Consider the following 20,718-nt stretch of genomic DNA (forward strand, 5'->3'; position numbering starts at 1 on the left):
GTGTGTTTCATAGTGTTTCGGTGGTCATAGCGTGAGGGAAACGCCCGGTTACATTCCGAACCCGGAAGCTAAGCCTCACAGCGCCGATGGTACTGCAGGGGGGACCCTGTGGGAGAGTAGGACGCCGCCGAACTAATATTGATAAAAGAGCTGGTCCCCGAACCCTTCGGTTCGGGGACCAGCTCTTTTTTGTTGCCCGTCACCCGTCGTTCACGTGGCCTGGGCACGATCCGTGGCATGGGCACAGTTGAAATGCTGCGAGCCGCAGGCGTCGGTGCCGGCGACGAGGTCATCGTCCCGGCGTTCGGGAACGTCGAGGTCACCGAGGACGTCGTGCTGGCGGGGGCCGTGCCGGTCTTCGCCGACATCAACCCGGACACGTACTGCATCGATCCCTCCCACGTCGCCGCAGTCCTGAGTGAACGGACGGCCGCGGTCGTCGCCGTCCACCGCTTCGGGTTCAGGGCCGACGTCGCCCAGCTGCGGGAGCTGGGGCGCAAGCACGGGCTGCTCGTCCTGGAGGAGCCGGGCGAGTCCGAGAAGTCGTACGACGAGGTGGCCCGACGCAGGGCCCACGCCACGTACCTGAGCGCGCGGCTGAGCGGCGTACGGACGCCCGTGGCGCAGGACGGCCACACGTATCAGCAGTACGTGGTGCGGGTGCCGGGCAATGGGCGGCCGGACCGGGACGCATTCGCGCGGGTGTTGCGCGGCAAGGGCGTCGAATGCCGGGTGCCGGTGAAGACGCCGGTGCACCGGCTGCCGGGATTCCGGTGCGACGTCGCGCTTCCGGAGACCGAGCGGGCCGTCGACGAAACGCTTGCTCTGCCGATCGAAGGGACCATGACGCGGCGGCAGTTGCAGCGCGTCGTGCATTCCTGCAATGCGCTCGGGGGATTGCTCCAGCCGGCCTTCTAGGACGGGCGGCGGGGTGGTTCGGAGGGGCCTCAACATCAGGTATGCTTTTACTCGTTGCCGAGCGGGAAACCGCGAAAGCGACAGGCCCCTATAGCTCAGTCGGTAGAGCGTCTCCATGGTAAGGAGAAGGTCAGCGGTTCGATTCCGCTTGGGGGCTCCACTATTTGAAGGCCTTCGTCCGTCGGGCGGGGGCCTTTGTCATTTGCCCCCGCCCTCCCGGGCCCCTCAGTCGTGGTGCAGGCCCGGGACGCGCATCGCGAGGATCGCCATGTCGTCCGACGGGGCGTCAGCGGCGAAGCGCTCCACCGCGCGCATGATGCGGGCGGCCACCGCACCGGCCGTCAGGCCCGTACAGGTGGACAGGACGTCGGCCAAGCCGTCGTCGCCGAGCATGCGGCTGCCCTCGCGGCGCTCCGTGATGCCGTCCGTGACGCACAGCAGGACGTCGCCCGGGTCGAGCGTCAGCGTCTGCTCGTACAGCTCCAGGTCGTCCATGACGCCCAGCAGCGGCTGCGGCTCCGCGTACGGCTCCACGGAGCCGTCCTGGCGCAGGCGCAGCGGGAGGGGGTGTCCCGCGCAGACCATCTTCAGGACCGCCGAGCCGTCCTCCTGCGGCCACAACTCCCCGTAGAGCAGGGTCAGGAAGCGGCTGCGGGCGCCCTCGTCGAGGATCGCCGCGTTGAGGCGTTCAAGGACGGCGGGGCCGCCGAAGCCCTCGCGGGCGAGCAGGCGCAGCGCGTGGCGGGCCAGGCCCGTGACGGCGGCGGCCTCGGGGCCGGTGCCGCAGACGTCGCCGATGGCGAAGCCGTACGCGCCGTCGCGGATGGGGAACAGGTCGTAGAAGTCGCCGCCCACCTCGTTGCCCTCGCCGGCCGCGCGGTAGATGACCTCCACCTCGACGCCGGGGACGTCGGGGAGCTCAGGGGGCAGGAGGCTGCGCTGGAGGGACTGGCTGATCGCCATGCGCTCCGAGTACAGGCGCGCGTTGTCGAGGGCCAGGGCGGCCCTGCGGCTCAAGTCCTCGGCCAGCTCCAGGATTTCCTGGCGGAAGTGCTCGTCGGTGGGCTTGCCGAGCGTCAACATGCCGATGACGCGGTTACGGGCGACCAGAGGGAGGACGACGGTCTCGCCGCCGACAGCTGAGGCCGTCTGCAGGGTCGTGCCGATGCCGGAGCTGACGCTCGCCGGTTCACCGAGACCGAGGCTCCTCATGGACGTACGCAGAGCCGCCTGGTGGGCGGCTTCCGCCGGGGCCGCCCAGACGCGGGCGCCCGGGGTCGGGACGGGGTCCGGGGGCGCGATCTTCGAAAGGAGCGCCTTGAGGCCGTCGATGCGCTCCTCGTCCTCGTGCAACACATAGGAGAGGTACGGTTCCGAGGCCTGGTCGGCGATCGTGTAGACAGCGCACCAGGTGGCGAGGGTCGGGACCGTCATCTGGGCCATGAGGGCCAGCGTCTGGTCGCGGTCGAGCGTGCCCGCCAGGAGGTCGGACGCCTCGACAAGGAAGCTGAGCGAACCGCGGCGGAGCTTTTCGAGCTCCCCCAGGCGGGCCGATTCCACGGCCAGCGCGATGCGGTCGGCGGCGAACTGGAGGCGGAGCGCCTCTTCGTTCGAGTAGCGCTCGGGGGCCTCCGCGGCGACGCCGAGGGAGCCGGTGAGGCGGCCCTCGACCTTCAGGGGGACTGTGACGACCGAGCGCATGCCCGTGCCGTTCAAGAGCGGGACCGCGCCCGGTACTTGGGTGAGGTCCTCGTGGACGGCGGGCATCCGGGCCGAGCCGTAGCGCCCGGGGCCGACTTCGACGGGTACGCGCGCGAAGCGCTGCCGTGCGGAGGGCAGGCCGGTCGAGGCGCGGACCTCGAGCTCCGTCTCGTCGTCCGTGGCGAGCAGCAGGAACGCGGAGTCGCCGTCGAGCATGTCGCGGGCGCGCTCGACCGTGCGCTGGAGCAGTCCGTCGAGGTCGTCGGGGGCCGGCGAGCCGATGAAGACCTCGAACGGGTCGGATCCCTGGCTCTCCGAGTGCGACGCGGGGTCGGGGGAGGGCAGGCGCAGCGGCGTCTGGAGGACGGCCCGCTCGTGGTCGCGTACGAGCAGGCAGACGGTCGACGGATCGCCGTCGGTGTCGCGGACGCGCAGGTGCGAGGCGTAGACGGGCGTCACGCGGCCGTTGGCGCTGCGGATGCCGTAGCTGCCCTCCCAGCGCGAGAGTTGGAGCGCGTCGGCGATGCCGGTGCTGGTGCCGGGCGTGTGCGGCCAGGCCGCGAAGTCGGTGAGGGGCTTGCCGGTGACCTGCTCGGCGGCGTACCCGAAGAGCTCCTCCGCGTCCTCGTTCCACCCGGTGATCGCGCCGACCCGGTCGATCTGGACGACGGCCACGCGGACGCGCTCGTCGGCGAGCGGCAGGAGGTCGGTGGGGAGGTTGGGGCCCGCGGCGCGGGTTCCCACGGAGCGCTCGGGCAGGTCGAGTTGGAACCAGACCTGCTTGTGGGTGGCCGAATAGTCCACCCCCCAGCGGGCGGCGAGTGCCGCGCAGAGTTGGAGGCCGCGGCCTCCCTCGCGGTCCGGGCTGCCCATGTTCATGGCGGAGGACTGCAGTGGAATCTCGCGCTCCGGGTACCGGTCGGAGACCTCGATCCGGACGTGATCTTCACTTCGCAGGCACAGAACCTCCGCGGACGTGCCCGCGTGAACCACGGCATTTGTCACGAGTTCGCTGGTCAGGACGACGGCATCGTCGATGATGTCCGCGTGCCCCCACCCTTGGAGGGTGTCGCGTACGAAGGAGCGGGCGGTCGCGACGGAGCGTCCGACCGGCTCGAAAGTGGCAGCCGCGCGCGCGGTGATCACAGAACTCCCTGTACGAGTAGTACTCGTTGTCCGAGTGTCGAGGCCCAGGTCTCCCGTACCCATGTCTCGGCCGCCCCTCCGATGCCCGCTCGTTTTCCGCCACCGCCCAGGCCGGGCAGACCGGGGTGGGTGGACAGCCGCATGCAAGGTTACTTACCTTCGCCGTCCATGCGGATGCCGGTCGTCTGTGTTTCCGCCCGGAGGGTGTGCGGACGGTGTGCGAAGCTGCCGAACTGTTATGGCCTGGTTCTGCCATGGTGAAACACTGGGCAAGCTTCCATACGACTACGCATTGAAGTGCCGATGCGGCGGTAGAAGCGAATCCGAGAAACCCGAGCTACCCGAGCAGTACAGGTCGATCCCTGCGGGAGGGACACAGTGGAGTCTGGCGCAGCGACGCGAAGCAAGAAGGCGCGCGCAGAAGGCGGACAGTCCCTGACAAAACAGCGCAAGGGGCGTGGTGGAAGCGGCACGACGACCGTCGACACCGCGGCGCTGAACAGGCTTCTCGCAGGTCTTGTCGCGATGAGAGACGGCAATTTCCGCAAGCGTCTGACGGTCAGCGGCGACGGCGTGATGTCGGAGATCGCGGCCGTCTTCAACGAGGTGGCGGACCGCAATCTCCACCTGACGGGTGAGATGTCGCGCGTGCGGCGCATGGTCGGCCGGGAGGGCAAGCTCACCGAGCGGCTCGAGACGGGCGCCTGCGAGGGCTCCTGGGCCGCCGCCATCAATGCCTCCAACGCGCTCGTGGACGACCTCGTACGGCCCGTCTCAGAGGTCGGCAGGGTGCTCTCCGCGGTCGCCGAGGGTGATCTGTCGCCCCGCATGGAGCTGCGGGCCCAGGTGCCGGAAGGGAAGCCGGAGGGGAACGGGCATCCGCTGCGCGGCGAGTTCCTCAAGGTCGGCAGGACCGTCAACAACCTGGTCGACCAGCTCTCGACGTTCACCGACGAGGTCACCCGGGTGGCCAGTGAGGTGGGCACCGAGGGCAAACTCGGCGGCCAGGCGCGCGTGCGCGGTATGTCCGGTTCGTGGAAGGATCTCACGGATTCGGTCAACACCATGGCGTACCGGCTCACTGCTCAGGTACGTGACATTGCTCTCGTCACCACCGCGGTGGCCAAGGGTGACCTGTCCCGAAAGGTCACGGTTCACGTCGCGGGCGAGATGCTCGAGCTGAAGAACACCGTGAACACGATGGTGGACCAGCTGTCGTCGTTCTCCTCCGAGGTCACCCGAGTGGCCCGGGAAGTGGGTACGGAGGGTGAGCTCGGCGGCCAGGCGCAGGTGCCCGGTGTGGCCGGCGTGTGGAAGGACCTCACCGATTCGGTGAACCTCATGGCGGGCAATCTGACCGCCCAGGTGCGTGGAATCGCGCAGGTCACGACCGCGGTCGCCAATGGTGACCTGTCCCAGAAGGTGACGGTGTCGGCGCGCGGCGAGGTCGCCCAGCTGGCCGAGACCATCAACCAGATGACGGAGACCCTGCGGACCTTTGCCGACGAGGTCACGCGCGTGGCCAACGAGGTCGGTGCCGAGGGCCAGCTCGGCGGCCAGGCGAATGTGCCGGGTGCCGCCGGGACGTGGAAGGACCTCACCGATTCGGTGAACACCGTTTTCCGGAACCTCACAACTCAGGTCCGGGACATCGCCACCGTCACGACGGCGGTGGCGAACGGTGATCTGTCGCAGAAGGTCACCGTCGACGTCGCGGGCGAGATGCTCGAGTTGAAGAACACCGTCAACACGATGGTGGACCAGCTCTCCGCCTTCGGTTCCGAAGTGACGCGCGTGGCACGGGAGATCGGTGTCGAGGGTGAGCTGGGCGGTCAGGCGCTCGTGCCCGGCGCCGCCGGGACGTGGAAGGACCTGACCGACTCCGTCAACACCGCGTTCCGCAACCTCACCGGACAGGTGCGGAACATCGCCCAGGTGACGACGGCGGTGGCGAACGGTGATCTGTCGCAGAAGGTCACCGTCGACGTCTCCGGCGAGATGCTCCAGCTGAAGAACACCGTGAACACGATGGTGGACCAGCTGTCGAGCTTCGCCGACCAGGTGACGCGGATGGCCCGTGACGTGGGCACGGAGGGCCGCCTCGGCGGTCAGGCCCGCGTGGACGGCGTGAGCGGCACGTGGAAGGAGTTGACCGACTCCGTCAACTTCATGGCCGGCAACCTGACGTCCCAGGTGCGGCAGATCGCCCAGGTGACGACGGCGGTGGCGCGGGGCGACCTGTCGCAGAAGATCGACGTGGACGCGCGCGGCGAGATCCTGGAGCTGAAGAACACCATCAACACGATGGTCGACCAGCTCTCCGCCTTCGCCGATCAGGTGACCCGGGTGGCCCGCGAGGTGGGCACCGAGGGGCGCCTGGGCGGTCAGGCGCAGGTGCCCGGCGTGGCCGGCGTGTGGCGCGACCTGACGGACTCGGTGAACGGCATGGCCGGGAACCTCACGGCCCAGGTGCGCAACATCGCGCAGGTCGCGACGGCGGTGGCGCGGGGTGACCTGTCGCAGAAGATCGACGTGGACGCGCGCGGCGAGATCCTGGAGCTGAAGAACACCCTCAACACGATGGTGGACCAGCTGTCGGCCTTCGCCGAGCAGGTGACGCGGGTGGCCCGCGAGGTGGGTACGGACGGCATCCTGGGCGGTCAGGCCGAGGTGCAGGGCGTGTCGGGTACGTGGAAGGACCTGACGCAGTCCGTGAACGGCATGGCCAACAACCTGACGCTTCAGGTGCGGAACATCGCCGAGGTCACGACCGCGGTGGCGCGCGGCGACCTGTCCAAGAAGATCACCGTCGACGCCAAGGGCGAGATCCTCGAGCTCGTCACGACGGTGAACACGATGGTGGACCAGCTGTCGTCGTTCGCCGAGCAGGTGACCCGGGTGGCCCGTGAGGTGGGCACCGAGGGTCAGCTGGGCGGCCAGGCGCGCGTTCCGGGTGTCACGGGCATCTGGAAGGACCTCAGCGACAACGTGAACCTCATGGCCAACAACCTGACCATGCAGGTGCGCAACATCTCCCAGGTCGCCAACGCGGTGGCCAACGGCGACCTGACCCGCCAGGTCACCATCGAGGCGCGCGGCGAGGTCGCGCAGCTCGCCGACACGTTCAACACGATGGTGCGGACCCTGAGCTCCTTCGCCGACCAGGTCACCAAGGTGGCCCGCGAGGTGGGCACGGACGGCATCCTCGGCGGTCAGGCCCGCGTACCCGGCGTGTCCGGCACGTGGAAGGACCTGACCGAGTCCGTGAACGGCATGGCCTCGAACCTGACCGGTCAGGTGCGCAACATCGCGATGGTCACGACCGCCATCGCCAAGGGCGACCTGACCAAGAAGATCGACATCGACGCCCGCGGCGAGATCCTCGAGCTGAAGACGACGATCAACACGATGGTGGACCAGCTGTCGTCGTTCGCCGAGCAGGTGACCCGGGTGGCCCGTGAGGTGGGCACCGAGGGTCAGCTGGGCGGTCAGGCGCGGGTGCGCGACGTGGACGGCACGTGGCGCGACCTGACCGAGTCCGTGAACGAGATGGCCGGGAACCTGACCCGTCAGGTGCGCGCCATCGCGGCCGTCGCCACCGCGGTGACCCGCGGCGACCTCAACCTCAAGATCGACGTCGACGCGGCGGGCGAGATCCAGGTCCTCCAGGACAACATCAACAAGATGATCTCCAACCTGCGCGACACCACGATCGCCAACGAGGAGCAGGACTGGCTCAAGGGCAACCTGGCCCGCATCTCGGGTCTGATGCAGGGCCGCCGCGACCTCGACGACGTGGCGGGGCTCATCATGAGCGAGCTGACGCCGGTCGTGTCGGCGCAGCACGGCGCGTTCTTCCTGGCGCTGCCCACGGACGACGGCGCCGACGCGGCGAACGGTGACGAGGACGCGTACGAGCTGCGCATGTGCGGGAGCTACGGCTACTCCATGGGCTCCATGCCGACCGCGTTCCGGCCCGGCGAGACGCTCATCGGGACGGCCGCCAAGGAGAAGCGCACGATCCTCGTGGACAACGCGCCGAGCGGCTACCTGAAGATCGCCTCCGGGCTCGGCGAGGCGCCCCCGGCGCAGGTCATCGTCATCCCGGTGCTCTTCGAAGGCACGGTGCTCGGGGTCATCGAACTGGCGTCGTTCACGCCGTTCACGCAGATCCAGAAGGACTTCCTGAACCAGATCGCCGAGATGATCGCGACGAGCGTCAACACCATCTCCGTCAACACCAAGACGGAGGTGCTGCTGAAGCAGTCGCAGGAGTTGACGGAGCAACTCCGTGAGCGCTCCGCCGAGTTGGAGAACCGGCAGAAGGCCCTCCAGGCGTCCAACGCCGAACTGGAGGAGAAGGCCGAGCTGCTGGCCCAGCAGAACCGCGACATCGAAGTGAAGAACACCGAGATCGAAGAGGCGCGGCAGGTCCTGGAGGAGCGCGCCGAGCAGCTTGCCGTCTCGATGCGCTACAAGAGCGAGTTCCTCGCCAACATGTCGCACGAGCTGCGCACGCCGCTCAACTCGCTGCTCATCCTTGCCAAGTTGCTCGCCGACAACGCGGACGCGAACCTCACCCCGAAGCAGGTCGAGTTCGCGGAGACCATCCACGGCGCGGGGTCCGACCTGCTCCAGCTGATCAACGACATCCTGGACCTGTCGAAGGTCGAGGCGGGCAAGATGGACGTCTCGCCGACGCGCATCGCCCTGGTGCAGCTCGTCGACTACGTGGAGGCGACGTTCCGGCCGCTGACCGCGGAGAAGCAACTCGACTTCTCCGTACGGGTGTCGCCGGAACTGCCGACCACGCTGCACACCGACGAACAGCGCCTCCTTCAGGTGCTGCGCAACCTGCTGTCGAACGCGGTGAAGTTCACCGACTCCGGCGCCGTCGAACTGGTCATCAGGCCGGCGGGCGCGGACGTACCGAACGCGATCCGCGAACAGCTCCTGGAAGCGGGCTCGTTGACCGAGGCCGACGGCGACGTGATCGCCTTCTCGGTGACCGACACCGGCATCGGTATCGCGGCCAGCAAGATGCGCGTCATCTTCGAGGCGTTCAAGCAGGCCGACGGCACGACGAGCCGCAAGTACGGTGGTACGGGCCTCGGCCTGTCCATCAGCCGCGAGATCGCCCGCCTCCTGGGCGGCGAGATCCACGCGCAGAGCGAGCCGGGCCGCGGCTCCACCTTCACGTTGTACCTGCCGATGCACCCGAGCGAGCTGCCGCCCCAGGGCTACGCGCAGCTCGCGCCGACCATCGAGCCGGGGGAGCGGCTCGCCCTCGACGCGGCGCCCGAGCCCGCCGAGGTGGAGACGCCGGCCGAGGTGAAGTCGTACCAGGACACGCAGAACGGTCCGGCGGCACTGTTCCGGCGCCGCCGCAGGTCGACGCCGACGCCGCTGCCGGAGCGGACGGAGCTGCCCGACCAGCCGACGCCCCCGGCCCCCGTGACTCCCGCGCAGGAGCGCGCGGAGGAGCAGTGGGACGGCTCGGCGGGCGCCACGGACGCGGCCGAGCGGAGCGAGCCGTCGTCACGGCACGGGCTGCTGTTCGGCGGCGAGAAGGTGCTCATCGTCGACGACGACATCCGCAACGTGTTCGCGCTGACCAGCGTCCTGGAGCAGCAGGGCCTGTCGGTCCTGTACGCGGAGAACGGGCGCGAGGGCATCGAGGTCCTCGAACAGCACGACGACGTGACGGTCGTCCTGATGGACATCATGATGCCGGAGATGGACGGCTACGCGACGACGACGGCGATCCGCAGGATGCCGCAGTTCGCCGGGCTGCCGATCATCGCGCTCACCGCGAAGGCGATGAAGGGCGACCGGGAGAAGGCCATCGAGTCGGGCGCTTCCGACTATGTGACGAAGCCGGTCGATCCGGACCACCTGCTGTCCGTGATGGAGCGGTGGATGCATGGTGAGTGACCGGAAACCGGAATGTTCAGGATGAGTTGCTGACTGAGTGTGGTCGAATTCGTGTAGAAGCGCGGGATTCGGGGAACCTTCTGGTCTCCCACCGCGTTTCTGCTACGTGCACGGTGACATCGCGGTGACAGGGTGTGGCGACAGGCGGGGTGCGGCTACCATGACCGGCACAAGGACGGACGACGCAAGGGAGTCGTCCCCTGGGGTGGCGACAGGAGCCTCCCCGAGTCCTGCGGACAGGGGCGGCCCCATGCCGGGGCGAGGAGGGCGGGCCATGGTTCAGAAGGCCAAGATCCTCCTGGTCGATGACCGGCCGGAGAATCTGCTGGCGCTGGAGGCCATCCTCTCCGCGCTCGATCAGACACTGGTACGGGCATCGTCCGGGGAGGAAGCGCTGAAGGCGCTGCTCACGGACGATTTCGCGGTCATTCTGCTGGACGTTCAGATGCCGGGAATGGACGGTTTCGAAACCGCGGCGCACATCAAGCGTCGCGAGCGGACCCGGGACATCCCGATCATCTTCCTCACCGCGATCAACCACGGACCGCACCACACGTTCCGTGGCTATGCGGCGGGGGCGGTCGACTACATCTCCAAGCCGTTCGACCCCTGGGTGCTGCGCGCCAAGGTCTCGGTGTTCGTCGAGCTCTACATGAAGAACTGCCAGCTCCGGGAGCAGGCGGCGCTGCTGCGGCTCCAGCTCGAGGGCGGCGGCAAGGCCATCGGCGACTCCAAGGAGCCGGCGGGGCTGCTCGCCGAGCTGTCGGCGCGGCTCGCCGCGGTCGAGGAGCAGGCCGAGGCGCTGTCGAAGCAGCTGGACGACGAGTCGGCGGACGCCGCCGCGGTCGCCACGGCGGCCCACCTGGAGCGCAAACTCACGGGCCTGCGCAGGGCACTTGACGCCCTGGAACCGGGCACCGGGAGCGGCGCCCCCTCGCTGCCCTCCCAGAACTGAGGCGGGCGCCCCGGACACTGTCGGGGCGCCGCGTGGGCTTTGAGCCCACGTCAGTTTCCGCCCCGTCAGTTCGCGACACGATCGGGTGAAGCGGTGGGCGCACGTGTCCAAGGTCGTCTCCCCCGGTAACCTCGCACCTATGGCCTCACGTCCCGCAGCCAAGAAGACGCCCGCGAAGAAGACGGCGGCGCCGACCAAGGCTCCGGCGAAGAAGGCCGCTGCCAAAAAAGCCCCCGCCAAGAAGACCGCGGCCAAGAAGGCGCCCGCCAAGAAGGCCGCGGCGAAGAAGCCTGCACCCAAGCCGGCACCCAGTCCGACCGGCGGGCTCTACCGGCTCGTACGCGCCGTGTGGCTCGGTGTCGCGCACAGCGTGGGGGCGATGTTCCGCGGCATAGGGCGTGGCGCCAAGGGGCTCGACCCGGCGCACCGCAAGGACGGCCTCGCGCTGCTGCTGCTCGGCATCGCGCTGATCTGCGCGGCCGGCACCTGGTCGAACCTCCAGGGGCCCGTCGGCGACCTCGTCGACATGCTCGTGACCGGCGCGTTCGGCCGCCTCGACCTGCTGGTGCCGATCCTGCTCGGGCTGATCGCCGTACGGCTCATCCGGCACCCCGAGAAGCCCGAGGCGAACGGGCGGATCGTGATCGGCCTCTCCGCGCTCGTCATCGGTGTCCTCGGCCAGGTCCACATCGCGTGCGGCTCACCCGCGCGCGGGGACGGCATGCGCGCCATAAGGGACGCCGGCGGGCTCATCGGCTGGGCCACCGCGACGCCGCTCAGCTTCACCGTCACCCAGGTGCTCGCGGTCCCGCTGCTCGTCCTGCTGACCGTCTTCGGGCTGCTCGTCGTGACCGCGACGCCCGTCAACGCCATCCCGCAGCGCCTCCACCAGCTCGGCGTGAAGCTCGGCATCGTGCACGACGACACGGCCTTCGCCGACGCGGCCCAGGAGGAGTACGACGAGGAGTGGCGCGAGGCCGCGCCCGCCCGCTCCCGCAGGCGCTCCCCGGCCCCGGCCCCGGACTCGTACGACCCGGACCGTGCCGAGGAGGAGGCGTTCGCCAAGCGGCGCAAGTCGCGGAAGTCGGTGCAGCCCGCCATGGAGCGGCCGATGGACGCGGTCGACGTGGCGGCCGCCGCGGCCGCGGCGCTCGACGGTGCCGTCCTGCACGGCATGCCGCCGTCGCCGCTCGTCGCGGACCTCACGCAGGGCGTCTCCGGCGAGGGAAGCGGCGAGAAGAGCGGTGAGGCGGCCACAGGCGAGCGTTCGGCGGCCGTCCCGACGGCCAGGGGCAAGAAGGCCCCCGCGGCCGCTCAGAAGGAGCCTGAGCCCACTCCCACGTCCCTCGGCGTCCCCGACCTGACCAAGTCCGCGCCCGAGGCGCGCGGGGACCTGCCGCCGCGCGCCGAGCAGCTCCAGCTCGCCGGCGACATCACGTACGCGCTGCCCTCGCTCGACCTGCTCACCCGCGGCGGGCCCGGCAAGTCGCGCAGCGCCGCCAACGACGCGGTCGTCGAGTCGCTCCAGACCGTCTTCACCGAGTTCAAGGTCGACGCGGCCGTCACCGGCTTCACGCGCGGCCCCACGGTCACGCGCTACGAGATCGAGCTCGGCCCCGCCGTGAAGGTCGAGAAGATCACGGCGCTCGCCAAGAACATCGCGTACGCCGTCGCGTCCCCCGACGTCCGGATCATCTCGCCGATCCCCGGCAAGTCCGCGGTCGGCATCGAGATCCCGAACACCGACCGCGAGATGGTCAACGTCGGCGACGTGCTGCGCCTGGCGGACGCGGCCGAGGACGCGCACCCGATGCTCGTCGCGCTCGGCAAGGACGTCGAGGGCGGCTACGTGATGGCGAACATCGCGAAGATGCCGCACGTCCTGGTCGCAGGCGCCACCGGCTCCGGAAAGTCGTCCTGCATCAACTGCCTGATCACCTCGATCATGATGCGCGCGACCCCCGAGGACGTCCGGATGGTCCTCGTCGACCCCAAGCGCGTGGAGCTGACCGCCTACGAAGGCATCCCGCACCTCATCACGCCGATCATCACCAACCCCAAGAAGGCCGCCGAGGCCCTCCAGTGGGTCGTACGGGAGATGGATCTGCGCTACGACGACCTCGCGGCCTTCGGCTACCGGCACATCGACGACTTCAACCAGGCCATCAAGGACGGCAAGCTCACCACGCCCGAGGGCAGCGAGCGGGAGCTGAAGCCGTACCCGTACCTGCTGGTGATCGTCGACGAGCTCGCCGACCTCATGATGGTCGCCCCCAGGGACGTCGAGGACGCGATCGTCCGGATCACCCAGCTCGCGCGCGCGGCCGGCATCCACCTGGTACTCGCCACGCAGCGCCCCTCCGTCGACGTCGTCACCGGCCTCATCAAGGCGAACGTCCCGTCGCGGCTCGCGTTCGCGACCTCCTCGCTCGCCGACAGCCGCGTCATCCTCGACCAGCCGGGAGCCGAGAAGCTCATCGGCAAGGGCGACGGCCTCTTCCTCCCCATGGGGGCGAACAAGCCCACCCGTATGCAGGGCGCCTTCGTCACCGAGGACGAGATCCACCAGGTCGTGCAGCACTGCAAGGACCAGATGGCGCCCGTCTTCAGGGACGACGTCACGGTGGGCACCAAGCAGAAGAAGGAGATCGACGAGGAGATCGGCGACGACCTCGACCTGCTCTGCGCCGCCGCCGAACTGGTCGTCTCCACGCAGTTCGGCTCCACCTCCATGCTCCAGCGCAAGCTGCGCGTCGGGTTCGCCAAGGCGGGCCGCCTGATGGACCTCATGGAGTCGCGGAACATCGTCGGACCCAGTGAGGGTTCGAAGGCTCGTGACGTTCTTGTGAAAGCCGATGAGCTGGAGGGAGTGCTCGCGGTGATCCGCGGGGAGGCTCAACCTTAAAGAGATCCCTCGAACCGACGTCACTCGTACGGGTATCGGAGCAACCGTTTCCCCATCGCCTACGTCAAGTTGAGGGAGGAGACAGCCGAGTACGTCGCCGGTGGGATGGTGGGCCATTCCTATGGCGTACAAAGTCCGACCGCCCGGTTGCCTCAGCCATTCACACCCCCCCTAAACTGAACCTCCAGCAGGTGGCTACACGCTCGAAAGGCGCCCCCGTGTCCATCGGCAACTCCCCTGAAGACGACCGCCCTTCGGAAGACCACATCCCGCACGCGGACGACGACCGGCCGTCGATCGGTCGTGCCCTCCAGCAGGCACGCGTCGACGCGGGTCTGACCGTCGACGAGGTCAGTCAGTCGACCCGGGTGCGCATCCCGATCGTGCAAGCCATCGAGCAGGACGACTTCTCGCGCTGCGGTGGTGACGTGTACGCGCGGGGTCACATCCGCACGCTCGCGCGTGCCGTGGGCCTCGACCCCGAACCGCTGCTCGAACAGTTCGGTGACGAGCACGGCGGACGCCCCGCGCCGACGCCCGCGACGCCACTGTTCGAGGCCGAGCGGATCCGCTCCGAGCCCCGCAGGCCGAACTGGACGGCGGCCATGGTCGCGGCGATCGTCGCCGTCGTCGCCTTCGTCGGCTACACCGCCTTCAGCGGCGGCGACGGCGAAGGCGGCCAGCAGCAGGCCGCCGAGGGCTCCACCCCCGCGACCAGCAAGGCGACCACCCCGAAGCCGAGCCCCAGCACCAAGAAGCCCAACGATCCGAAGCCCGAGCCGAGCGACAGCGCGATCGCCGCGGCCCCCGCCGACAAGGTGACCGTCAAGGTCAGCGCGGCCGACGGGCGCAGCTGGATCTCCGCCAAGGACCACAACGGGCGGACGATGTTCGACGGGCTGCTCCAGGACGGCCAGACCAAGACGTTCCAGGACGACCGGAAGGTCGACCTCGTCCTCGGCGACGCCGGCGCCATCAAACTGTTCGTGAACGGCAAGCAGATCGAGGACGAGTTCAAGGCCGGCCAGGTCGAGCGGCTGTCGTACACGAAGGGTGACCCTGAGGTCGGCTGAGCCCGGCGATCTTGCGGTAACCCCTCGTGGCTTGGGCTGTCAGTGGGACGAAGTAGTCTTGATTCCATGCCCGAACGCCGCACCGTCGCACTCGTCACCCTTGGCTGCGCCCGTAACGAGGTGGACTCGGAGGAGCTCGCAGGCCGCTTGGAGGCGGACGGCTGGGAGCTCGTCGAGGACGCCGACGCCGCAGATGTCGCCGTCGTGAACACCTGTGGCTTCGTGGAGGCCGCGAAGAAGGACTCCGTCGACGCCCTCCTGGAAGCCAATGACCTCAAGGGCCACGGCAGAACGCAGGCGGTGGTAGCGGTCGGCTGCATGGCCGAGCGCTACGGCAAGGAGCTGGCCGAAGCGCTGCCCGAGGCCGACGGCGTGCTCGGGTTCGACGACTACGAGGACATCTCCGGCCGCCTCCAGACGATCCTGTCCGGGGGCAGCGTGGAGGCGCACGCCCCGCGCGACCGCCGCAAGCTGCTGCCGATCAGCCCCGCCGAGCGCCAGGAGGCGGGCTCCGGCATCGCGCTGCCCGGGCACGCCCCCGTGGACCTGCCCGAGGGCGTCGCGCCCGCGTCCGGACCGCGCGCCCCGCTGCGCCGCCGGCTCGACGGCAACCCCGTGGCCTCCGTGAAGCTGGCCTCCGGCTGCGACCGGCGCTGCTCCTTCTGCGCCATCCCGTCGTTCCGCGGCTCCTTCATCTCGCGCCGCCCCAGCGACGTGCTGAACGAGACGCGCTGGCTCGCCGAGCAGGGCGTCAAGGAGATCATGCTGGTCTCCGAGAACAACACGTCGTACGGCAAGGACCTGGGCGACATCCGCCTCCTGGAGTCGCTGCTGCCCGAGCTGGCCGAGGTCGACGGGATCGAGCGCGTCCGGGTCAGCTACCTGCAGCCCGCCGAGATGCGCCCCGGCCTGATCGACGTGCTGACGGGCACCGACAAGGTCGCCCCGTACTTCGACCTCTCCTTCCAGCACTCGGCGCCCGGCGTGCTGCGCGCGATGCGGCGCTTCGGCGACACCGACCGCTTCCTGGAGCTGCTCGACACCATTCGGACGAAGGCGCCGCAGGCGGGTGTCCGGTCGAACTTCATCGTGGGCTTCCCCGGCGAGACCGAGGCGGACTACGCGGAGCTGGAGCGCTTCCTGAACGGGGCGCGGCTCGACGCCATCGGTGTGTTCGGCTACTCCGACGAGGAGGGCACGGAAGCGGCGACGTACGAGGACAAGCTGGACGAGGACGTGGTCGCACAGCGCCTCGCGCGGCTCTCCCGGCTCGCCGAGCAGTTGGTGTCGCAGCGCGCAGAGGAGCGCGTGGGCGAGACCGTGCGCGTGCTCGTCGAGTCCGTCGACGAGGAGGACGGCGTCGTCGGCCGCGGTGCGCACCAGGCGCCCGAGACCGACGGGCAGGTGCGTCTCACGAGCGGCGCCGGTCTGACAGTCGGTCGTATGGTCGAGGCAAAGGTGGTCGGCACCGAGGGTGTCGACCTGGTGGCCGAGCCGCTGGAGATCGCTGAGGAGGCGGACAGATGACCGGAGTCCCGGCGTCCGCTGCGGGCGGCACCGGCAGGCCGTCGCCCGGAGGCAAGCTGGGTGCTGCGGCCGTCAACCAGGCGAGCCTGTGGAACATCGCGAACATCCTGACCATGATCCGGCTCCTCCTGGTGCCGGGCTTCGTGGTGCTCATGCTGGCCGGCGGCGGGTACGACCCGGCGTGGCGGGCATGGGCCTGGGCGGCGTTCGCGGTTGCCATGATCACGGATGTCTTCGACGGACATCTGGCGCGTTCGTACAACCTGGTCACCGACTTCGGAAAGATCGCCGACCCGATCGCCGACAAAGCGATCATGGGCGCCGCGCTGATCTGTCTGTCCTCGCTCGGTGATCTTCCGTGGTGGGTGACCGGAGTCATTCTCGGGCGCGAGCTCGGGATCACGCTGCTGAGATTCGTCGTCATTCGCTACGGGGTCATTCCCGCGAGCCGCGGCGGCAAGATAAAGACCCTGACGCAGGGCACCGCCGTCGGCATGTACATCCTGGCGCTGACCGGGCCGCTCGCGACGCTGCGATGGTGGGTGATGGCCGTCGCCGTCGCGCTCACCGTGCTGACCGGGCTCGACTACGTGCGGCAGGCCATCGTGCTGCGCCGTGCCGGGCTCGCCGAGTCGAAGGCTGCCGCGCAGGCGTCCGCGGAGGCTGCCGAGAAGTGACGTACGAGGCGGTCGAGGCGCTGCGCCTGCTGACGGAGCGAGGGGAGACCCTCGCCGTCGCGGAGTCGCTCACCGGCGGTCTGGTGGCCGCCGAGCTCGTGGCGGTACCGGGGGCCTCCAAGGCCTTCCGCGGCTCCGTCACGGCGTACGCGACGGAGCTCAAGCACCGGCTGCTCGGCGTCGACGCGGATCTGCTCGCCGCGCACGGGCCCGTGCACCCCGAGGTCGCGCTGGGCATGGCGGTGGGCGTCCGGGACGCGCTGGGGGCCGACTGGGGCATCGCGACGACCGGTGTCGCCGGGCCCGAGCCGCAGGACGGACAGCCGGTCGGGACGGTGTACGTGGCCGTCGCGGGACCGGGAACTGATCATTCCGAGGGTGCCGCCGATTTCGCTGCTAGCCGGAAAGTGAGCGCCCTGCGGTTGAACGGGCGTCGGACGGAAATCCGTATGGAGAGTGTACGGAGCGTGCTCGGACTCCTCGTCGAAGAGCTGGTCGGAGGGCATTCCGGCGAACGCAGTGGGAAAGCGCGGGCACAGGATACGGAACAGAACGGGGGGTTTTGATGTTTGCAGCCCTGAGTGAACACGACATCGCTCCCCGCACGGCCGCGGCACGAGGCGGTACGGTGGGGCGTGAAGGATGCGGCTACGCGGTCCGAGGAGGGAGCCACCGATGATTCTGCTCCGTCGCCTGCTGGGTGACGTGCTGCGTCGGCAGCGCCAGCGCCAGGGCCGTACTCTGCGCGAAGTCTCCTCGTCCGCCCGAGTCTCGCTCGGCTATCTCTCCGAGGTGGAGCGGGGGCAGAAGGAGGCTTCCTCCGAGCTGCTCTCCGCGATCTGCGACGCGCTTGACGTACGGATGTCCGAGCTGATGCGCGAGGTGAGCGACGAGCTCGCTCTCGCGGAGCTGGCCGAGTCGGCAGCAGCCGTCCCGTCGGAGCCGGTGCCCGCACCGGTTCGTCCGATGCTGGGTTCTGTCTCCGTGACCGGCGTCCCGCCGGAACGTGTGACGATCAAGGCGCCTGCGGAGGCCGTCGACGTCGTCGCGGCGTAGCGCCTGAACTCAGTTTGAACGTGGGGAAGCCCCGGCCGAGAGCATCGGCCGGGGCTTTCTGCTGCCCGCTGTCGCCTCCGTGCGGAGTCCGTCCAGATGTGTCCGTAATAGCCCGTATGTGCCATTGTTGGGGGTGGTTTCGATACGGAGGTGACGTATGTACGTCGTGAAGAGTCCGCTGCCCGACGCCGACCTGAAGACCGTGGGCGAGGCGCTCCAGGGCGCCCTGGTGGACCTGGTGGACCTGTCGCTCGTGGCGAAGCAGGTGCACTGGAACGTGGTGGGTCCCAGGTTCCGCTCGGTGCACCTTCAGCTCGACGAGGTCGTGGACACCGCGCGGCAGCACTCCGACACGGTGGCCGAGCGGGCCTCGACGCTGGGCGTCCCGCCCGACGGCCGCGCGAAGACCGTGGCGGACACCAGTGGCGTGGGCGTGGCCCCGGAGGGCTGGGTGAAGGACACGGACGCGGTGGGGGCGCTCGTGGAAGCGCTGGGCGCGGTCATCGCGCGGATGCGCGAACGGGTGGACGCGACGGGCGAGGCGGACCCCGTGAGCCAGGACATCTTCATCGGCATCACGGCGGACCTCGAGAAGCATCACTGGATGTTCCAGGCCGAGAACCGCGGCTGAGGGGCAGGGCCCGGCGGCCGAGGTGGTCCTGCTTCCTCGGCGTCCTCGGCGTGGCGTCGGTGGGGCCGGGCAGGTTGGTTGTGGTCGTGGTCCCGGAGGTCGGTGGGCGGAGGTGAGCGGTCGGTGGCGTGGGCTGGATGGCGAATACTCCGGTGGGCGCCGGCCGTCGTGTGCGGCGCTCTCTGGTGGTGGGGCGCCCTGCGGCTCGTCTTCGCGCCCGGCGCGGGCGCGATCGAAGGGGCGGTGGTCGCCGGGGGCTGGGGGCTCAGCCTGCTGCCGGTGCACGCCCTGCCGAAGTCCCGGGCGGCCGGAGTCGCCGGTGCGCCGGGCAGGCACGGCGCGCGGCGCGTACGTGTACGGGCGGTGCGCGCCGGGCGTGAACTCGCCGGTGGGGTGCGCAGGCGCGTCACCACGGCATGGCGACGCCGCCGTTCGGGCGGAGGATCTGGCCCGTCGTGAACGACGCGGCGTCCGAGGCCAGATGCAGCACCGCGTGCGCGATGTCCTCCGCCTCGCCGACCCGGCCGAGCGGTGACATGCGCACCATCAGGGCCTCGGTGTGCGCCTGCGCGCTCTCGTCGTGGCGGGTCGTCATCGGCGTACGGATCCAACCGGGTGCCACCGCGTTGACCCGAATGCCGTGCGGGCCGACCTCCGTGGCAAGTGTTTTGGTGAGCTGGACGACGGCGGCCTTCGCCGCGCCGTAGCAGAGCAGCCCCGGGCCGCCGGTGTCGACCGCCCCGGAGGCCATCGTGACGATGCTGCCGCGGGTGCCGGCCGCGATCATGGTGCGGGCCGCCTCCTGGCAGGCGTAGAGCACACCCTTGAAGTTGATCGCGAGGACCCGGTCCAGGTCCTCGTCGCGGGTCTCCAGGACCGGGCTGTTGTGCATGACGCCGGCGATCGCGGCCATGATGTCGAGGCCGCCTGACGTGGTGTTCGCGGTCGCGACGGCGTCCGCGACCTGTGCGCGGTCCGACACGTCCAGGGTGTGGGTGTGGGCGGTGCCGCCGCTCTCCTTGATGAGGGCCGCCGTCTCGTCCAGGCCCTGTGCGTCGCGGTCGGCGCAGTGGACGGTGGCGCCCGCCTGTGCGAGGAGTGTCGCCGAGGCGCGGCCGATGCCGCTCGCCGCGCCGGTGACGAATGCGGTGCGTCCGGTGAGGTCGTACGCAGTGAGGGGCATGGTGGGACCGTACGAGCTGATCTGACGGGGCGTCAATTGCCGTGCGGTGGTTGGGAGTGCGGTTGCAGGTACGAGCTCGGTGGTGTGTGTCCGGCTGTTTGGTGGGGCGAGGGCGGCGGGGCTACGGCGTCGGGGCCGGGCCCTGCTGGCAGTGCGGGCACCAGTAGGTGGGGCGCTCGCGGGAGCCGTCGCCCTGGTCGGCCGTGCGGATGGGGGTGCGGCAGCGCAGGCAGGGACGGTGCGAGCGGCCGTACACGTACAGGCGCTCGTCGGGGCGCGGGCGGCCGGTGGTGACACGGGCGGGGCGGTCGCGGTTGGCCTCGAGGAGCTTCTTCGCGAGGAGCGGGAGGCGGTCGGCCGTCTCGGTAGGCAGCTCGCCGACCGGGAGCCAGGGGGTGGCGCGGAGCAGGAAGCAGAGCTCGGACTTGTAGATGTTGCCGATGCCCGCGAGGTTGCGCTGGTCGAGCAGGGCCTCGCCGAGCGGGCGCGCGGGATCCTTGCGGAGGTTGCTCAGGGCGGTGTCCGGGTCCCAGTCCGGTCCGAGGAGGTCGGGGCCCAGGTGGCCGACGGCCTTGGCCTCCTCGGTGGTGCGCAGCAGTTCGAGGACGGGGAGCCGGTAGCCGACCGCCGTGCGGGTCTCGTTGCCGAGGATCGCGCGGATCTGGTGGGTCGGGCCGCCGCGCCAGCGCTCACCGGGGGCGTAGATCTTCCAGGAGCCGTCCATGCGCAGATGCGAATGGAGCGTGAGGCCGCCCTCGATCCTGGTCAGCAGGTGCTTGCCGCGCGGGGTGACGTCGAGCACCGTCCGGCCGGTGAGGTCCGCGGTGGCGTACCGGGGGACACGCAGGTCGGAACGGGTCAGCACCTGCCCCGCGAGGGCGTCGTGCAGCCGCTTCGCCGCCTGCGCGACCGTGTCTCCTTCGGGCATGGCGTCCAGGGTAGGTCGGTGGGGCGGTTGTGGGCGTGTGCCGCCGCCTCGGCCGGTGGGTCGCCCGCTGGGCCGCTCGTTGGT

14 protein-coding genes, 1 tRNA gene and 1 rRNA gene are annotated in these 20,718 nt (G+C 69.7%); 13 read left to right on the forward strand and 3 right to left on the reverse strand.

Annotation, left to right across the window (positions count from 1 at the left end; translation table 11 throughout):
• Positions 1-16 precede the first annotated feature (16 nt).
• The 3 genes from rrf (at position 17) to ACTWJ8_RS28090 (ending at position 1,078) form a co-directional block, all read left to right on the forward strand.
• Positions 17-133 (forward strand): 5S ribosomal RNA (gene rrf, locus ACTWJ8_RS28080).
• Positions 134-252: 119 nt separating this feature from the next.
• A complete protein-coding gene (locus tag ACTWJ8_RS28085) occupies positions 253-918 on the forward strand; it encodes a DegT/DnrJ/EryC1/StrS family aminotransferase (RefSeq protein WP_443265013.1) in 666 nt (221 codons plus the stop codon).
• Positions 919-1,002: 84 nt separating this feature from the next.
• Positions 1,003-1,078 (forward strand) — tRNA-Thr (locus ACTWJ8_RS28090).
• A gap of 65 nt (positions 1,079-1,143) precedes the next feature.
• Here ACTWJ8_RS28090 and ACTWJ8_RS28095 read toward each other — a convergent pair.
• Positions 1,144-3,765: a SpoIIE family protein phosphatase gene (locus tag ACTWJ8_RS28095; RefSeq protein ID WP_356378003.1), complete on the reverse strand. Its 2,622-nt coding sequence runs from the start codon at positions 3,763-3,765 to the stop codon at positions 1,144-1,146.
• Positions 3,766-4,143: 378 nt separating this feature from the next.
• Between ACTWJ8_RS28095 and ACTWJ8_RS28100 the strand changes: the two genes are divergently transcribed.
• The 10 genes from ACTWJ8_RS28100 (at position 4,144) to ACTWJ8_RS28145 (ending at position 18,982) form a co-directional block, all read left to right on the forward strand.
• Positions 4,144-9,699: a HAMP domain-containing protein gene (locus ACTWJ8_RS28100; protein ID WP_356378006.1), complete on the forward strand. Its 5,556-nt coding sequence runs from the start codon at positions 4,144-4,146 to the stop codon at positions 9,697-9,699.
• Positions 9,700-9,973: 274 nt separating this feature from the next.
• Positions 9,974-10,654 (forward strand): response regulator, encoded by a 681-nt coding sequence (locus ACTWJ8_RS28105; protein WP_356378009.1) that lies wholly within the window; start codon positions 9,974-9,976, stop codon positions 10,652-10,654.
• 139 nt (positions 10,655-10,793) lie between these two features.
• The gene (locus tag ACTWJ8_RS28110) at positions 10,794-13,559 is read left to right on the forward strand and encodes a DNA translocase FtsK (protein ID WP_356378011.1); all 2,766 of its coding nucleotides are present in this window, start codon (positions 10,794-10,796) and stop codon (positions 13,557-13,559) included.
• A 218-nt stretch (positions 13,560-13,777) separates the two neighbouring features.
• On the forward strand, positions 13,778-14,632 hold the full coding sequence (locus tag ACTWJ8_RS28115) for a helix-turn-helix domain-containing protein (RefSeq protein ID WP_443260578.1): 855 nt from the start codon (positions 13,778-13,780) through the stop codon (positions 14,630-14,632).
• 66 nt (positions 14,633-14,698) lie between these two features.
• Positions 14,699-16,159 (forward strand): 30S ribosomal protein S12 methylthiotransferase RimO, encoded by a 1,461-nt coding sequence (gene rimO, locus ACTWJ8_RS28120; RefSeq protein ID WP_443260579.1) that lies wholly within the window; start codon positions 14,699-14,701, stop codon positions 16,157-16,159.
• Positions 16,156-16,836 (forward strand): CDP-diacylglycerol--glycerol-3-phosphate 3-phosphatidyltransferase, encoded by a 681-nt coding sequence (gene pgsA / locus ACTWJ8_RS28125; RefSeq protein ID WP_356378020.1) that lies wholly within the window; start codon positions 16,156-16,158, stop codon positions 16,834-16,836. Before rimO ends, pgsA begins: the two co-directional genes overlap by 4 nt.
• A complete protein-coding gene (locus tag ACTWJ8_RS28130) occupies positions 16,833-17,402 on the forward strand; it encodes a CinA family protein (RefSeq protein ID WP_443260580.1) in 570 nt (189 codons plus the stop codon). Before pgsA ends, ACTWJ8_RS28130 begins: the two co-directional genes overlap by 4 nt.
• Positions 17,403-17,511: 109 nt before the next feature.
• Entirely contained in the window at positions 17,512-17,892 is a 381-nt protein-coding gene (locus tag ACTWJ8_RS28135) for a helix-turn-helix domain-containing protein (protein ID WP_356378026.1), read from the forward strand.
• A 157-nt stretch (positions 17,893-18,049) separates the two neighbouring features.
• A complete protein-coding gene (locus tag ACTWJ8_RS28140) occupies positions 18,050-18,523 on the forward strand; it encodes a Dps family protein (RefSeq protein WP_356378029.1) in 474 nt (157 codons plus the stop codon).
• Between the two features lie 168 nt (positions 18,524-18,691).
• Positions 18,692-18,982, forward strand: a complete 291-nt coding sequence (locus ACTWJ8_RS28145; RefSeq protein ID WP_443260581.1) for a hypothetical protein — start codon at positions 18,692-18,694, stop codon at positions 18,980-18,982.
• Here ACTWJ8_RS28145 and ACTWJ8_RS28150 read toward each other — a convergent pair.
• Positions 18,930-19,706, reverse strand: a complete 777-nt coding sequence (locus tag ACTWJ8_RS28150; protein WP_356378034.1) for an SDR family NAD(P)-dependent oxidoreductase — start codon at positions 19,704-19,706, stop codon at positions 18,930-18,932. The two genes, ACTWJ8_RS28145 and ACTWJ8_RS28150, sit on opposite strands and share 53 nt — an antisense overlap.
• 121 nt (positions 19,707-19,827) lie before the next feature.
• The gene (locus ACTWJ8_RS28155) at positions 19,828-20,634 is read right to left on the reverse strand and encodes an Fpg/Nei family DNA glycosylase (RefSeq protein ID WP_443260582.1); all 807 of its coding nucleotides are present in this window, start codon (positions 20,632-20,634) and stop codon (positions 19,828-19,830) included.
• Positions 20,635-20,718: the final 84 nt, after the last annotated feature.

It is taken from the genome of Streptomyces sp. SDT5-1, from assembly GCF_052245995.1.
Lineage (GTDB): Bacteria > Actinomycetota > Actinomycetes > Streptomycetales > Streptomycetaceae > Streptomyces.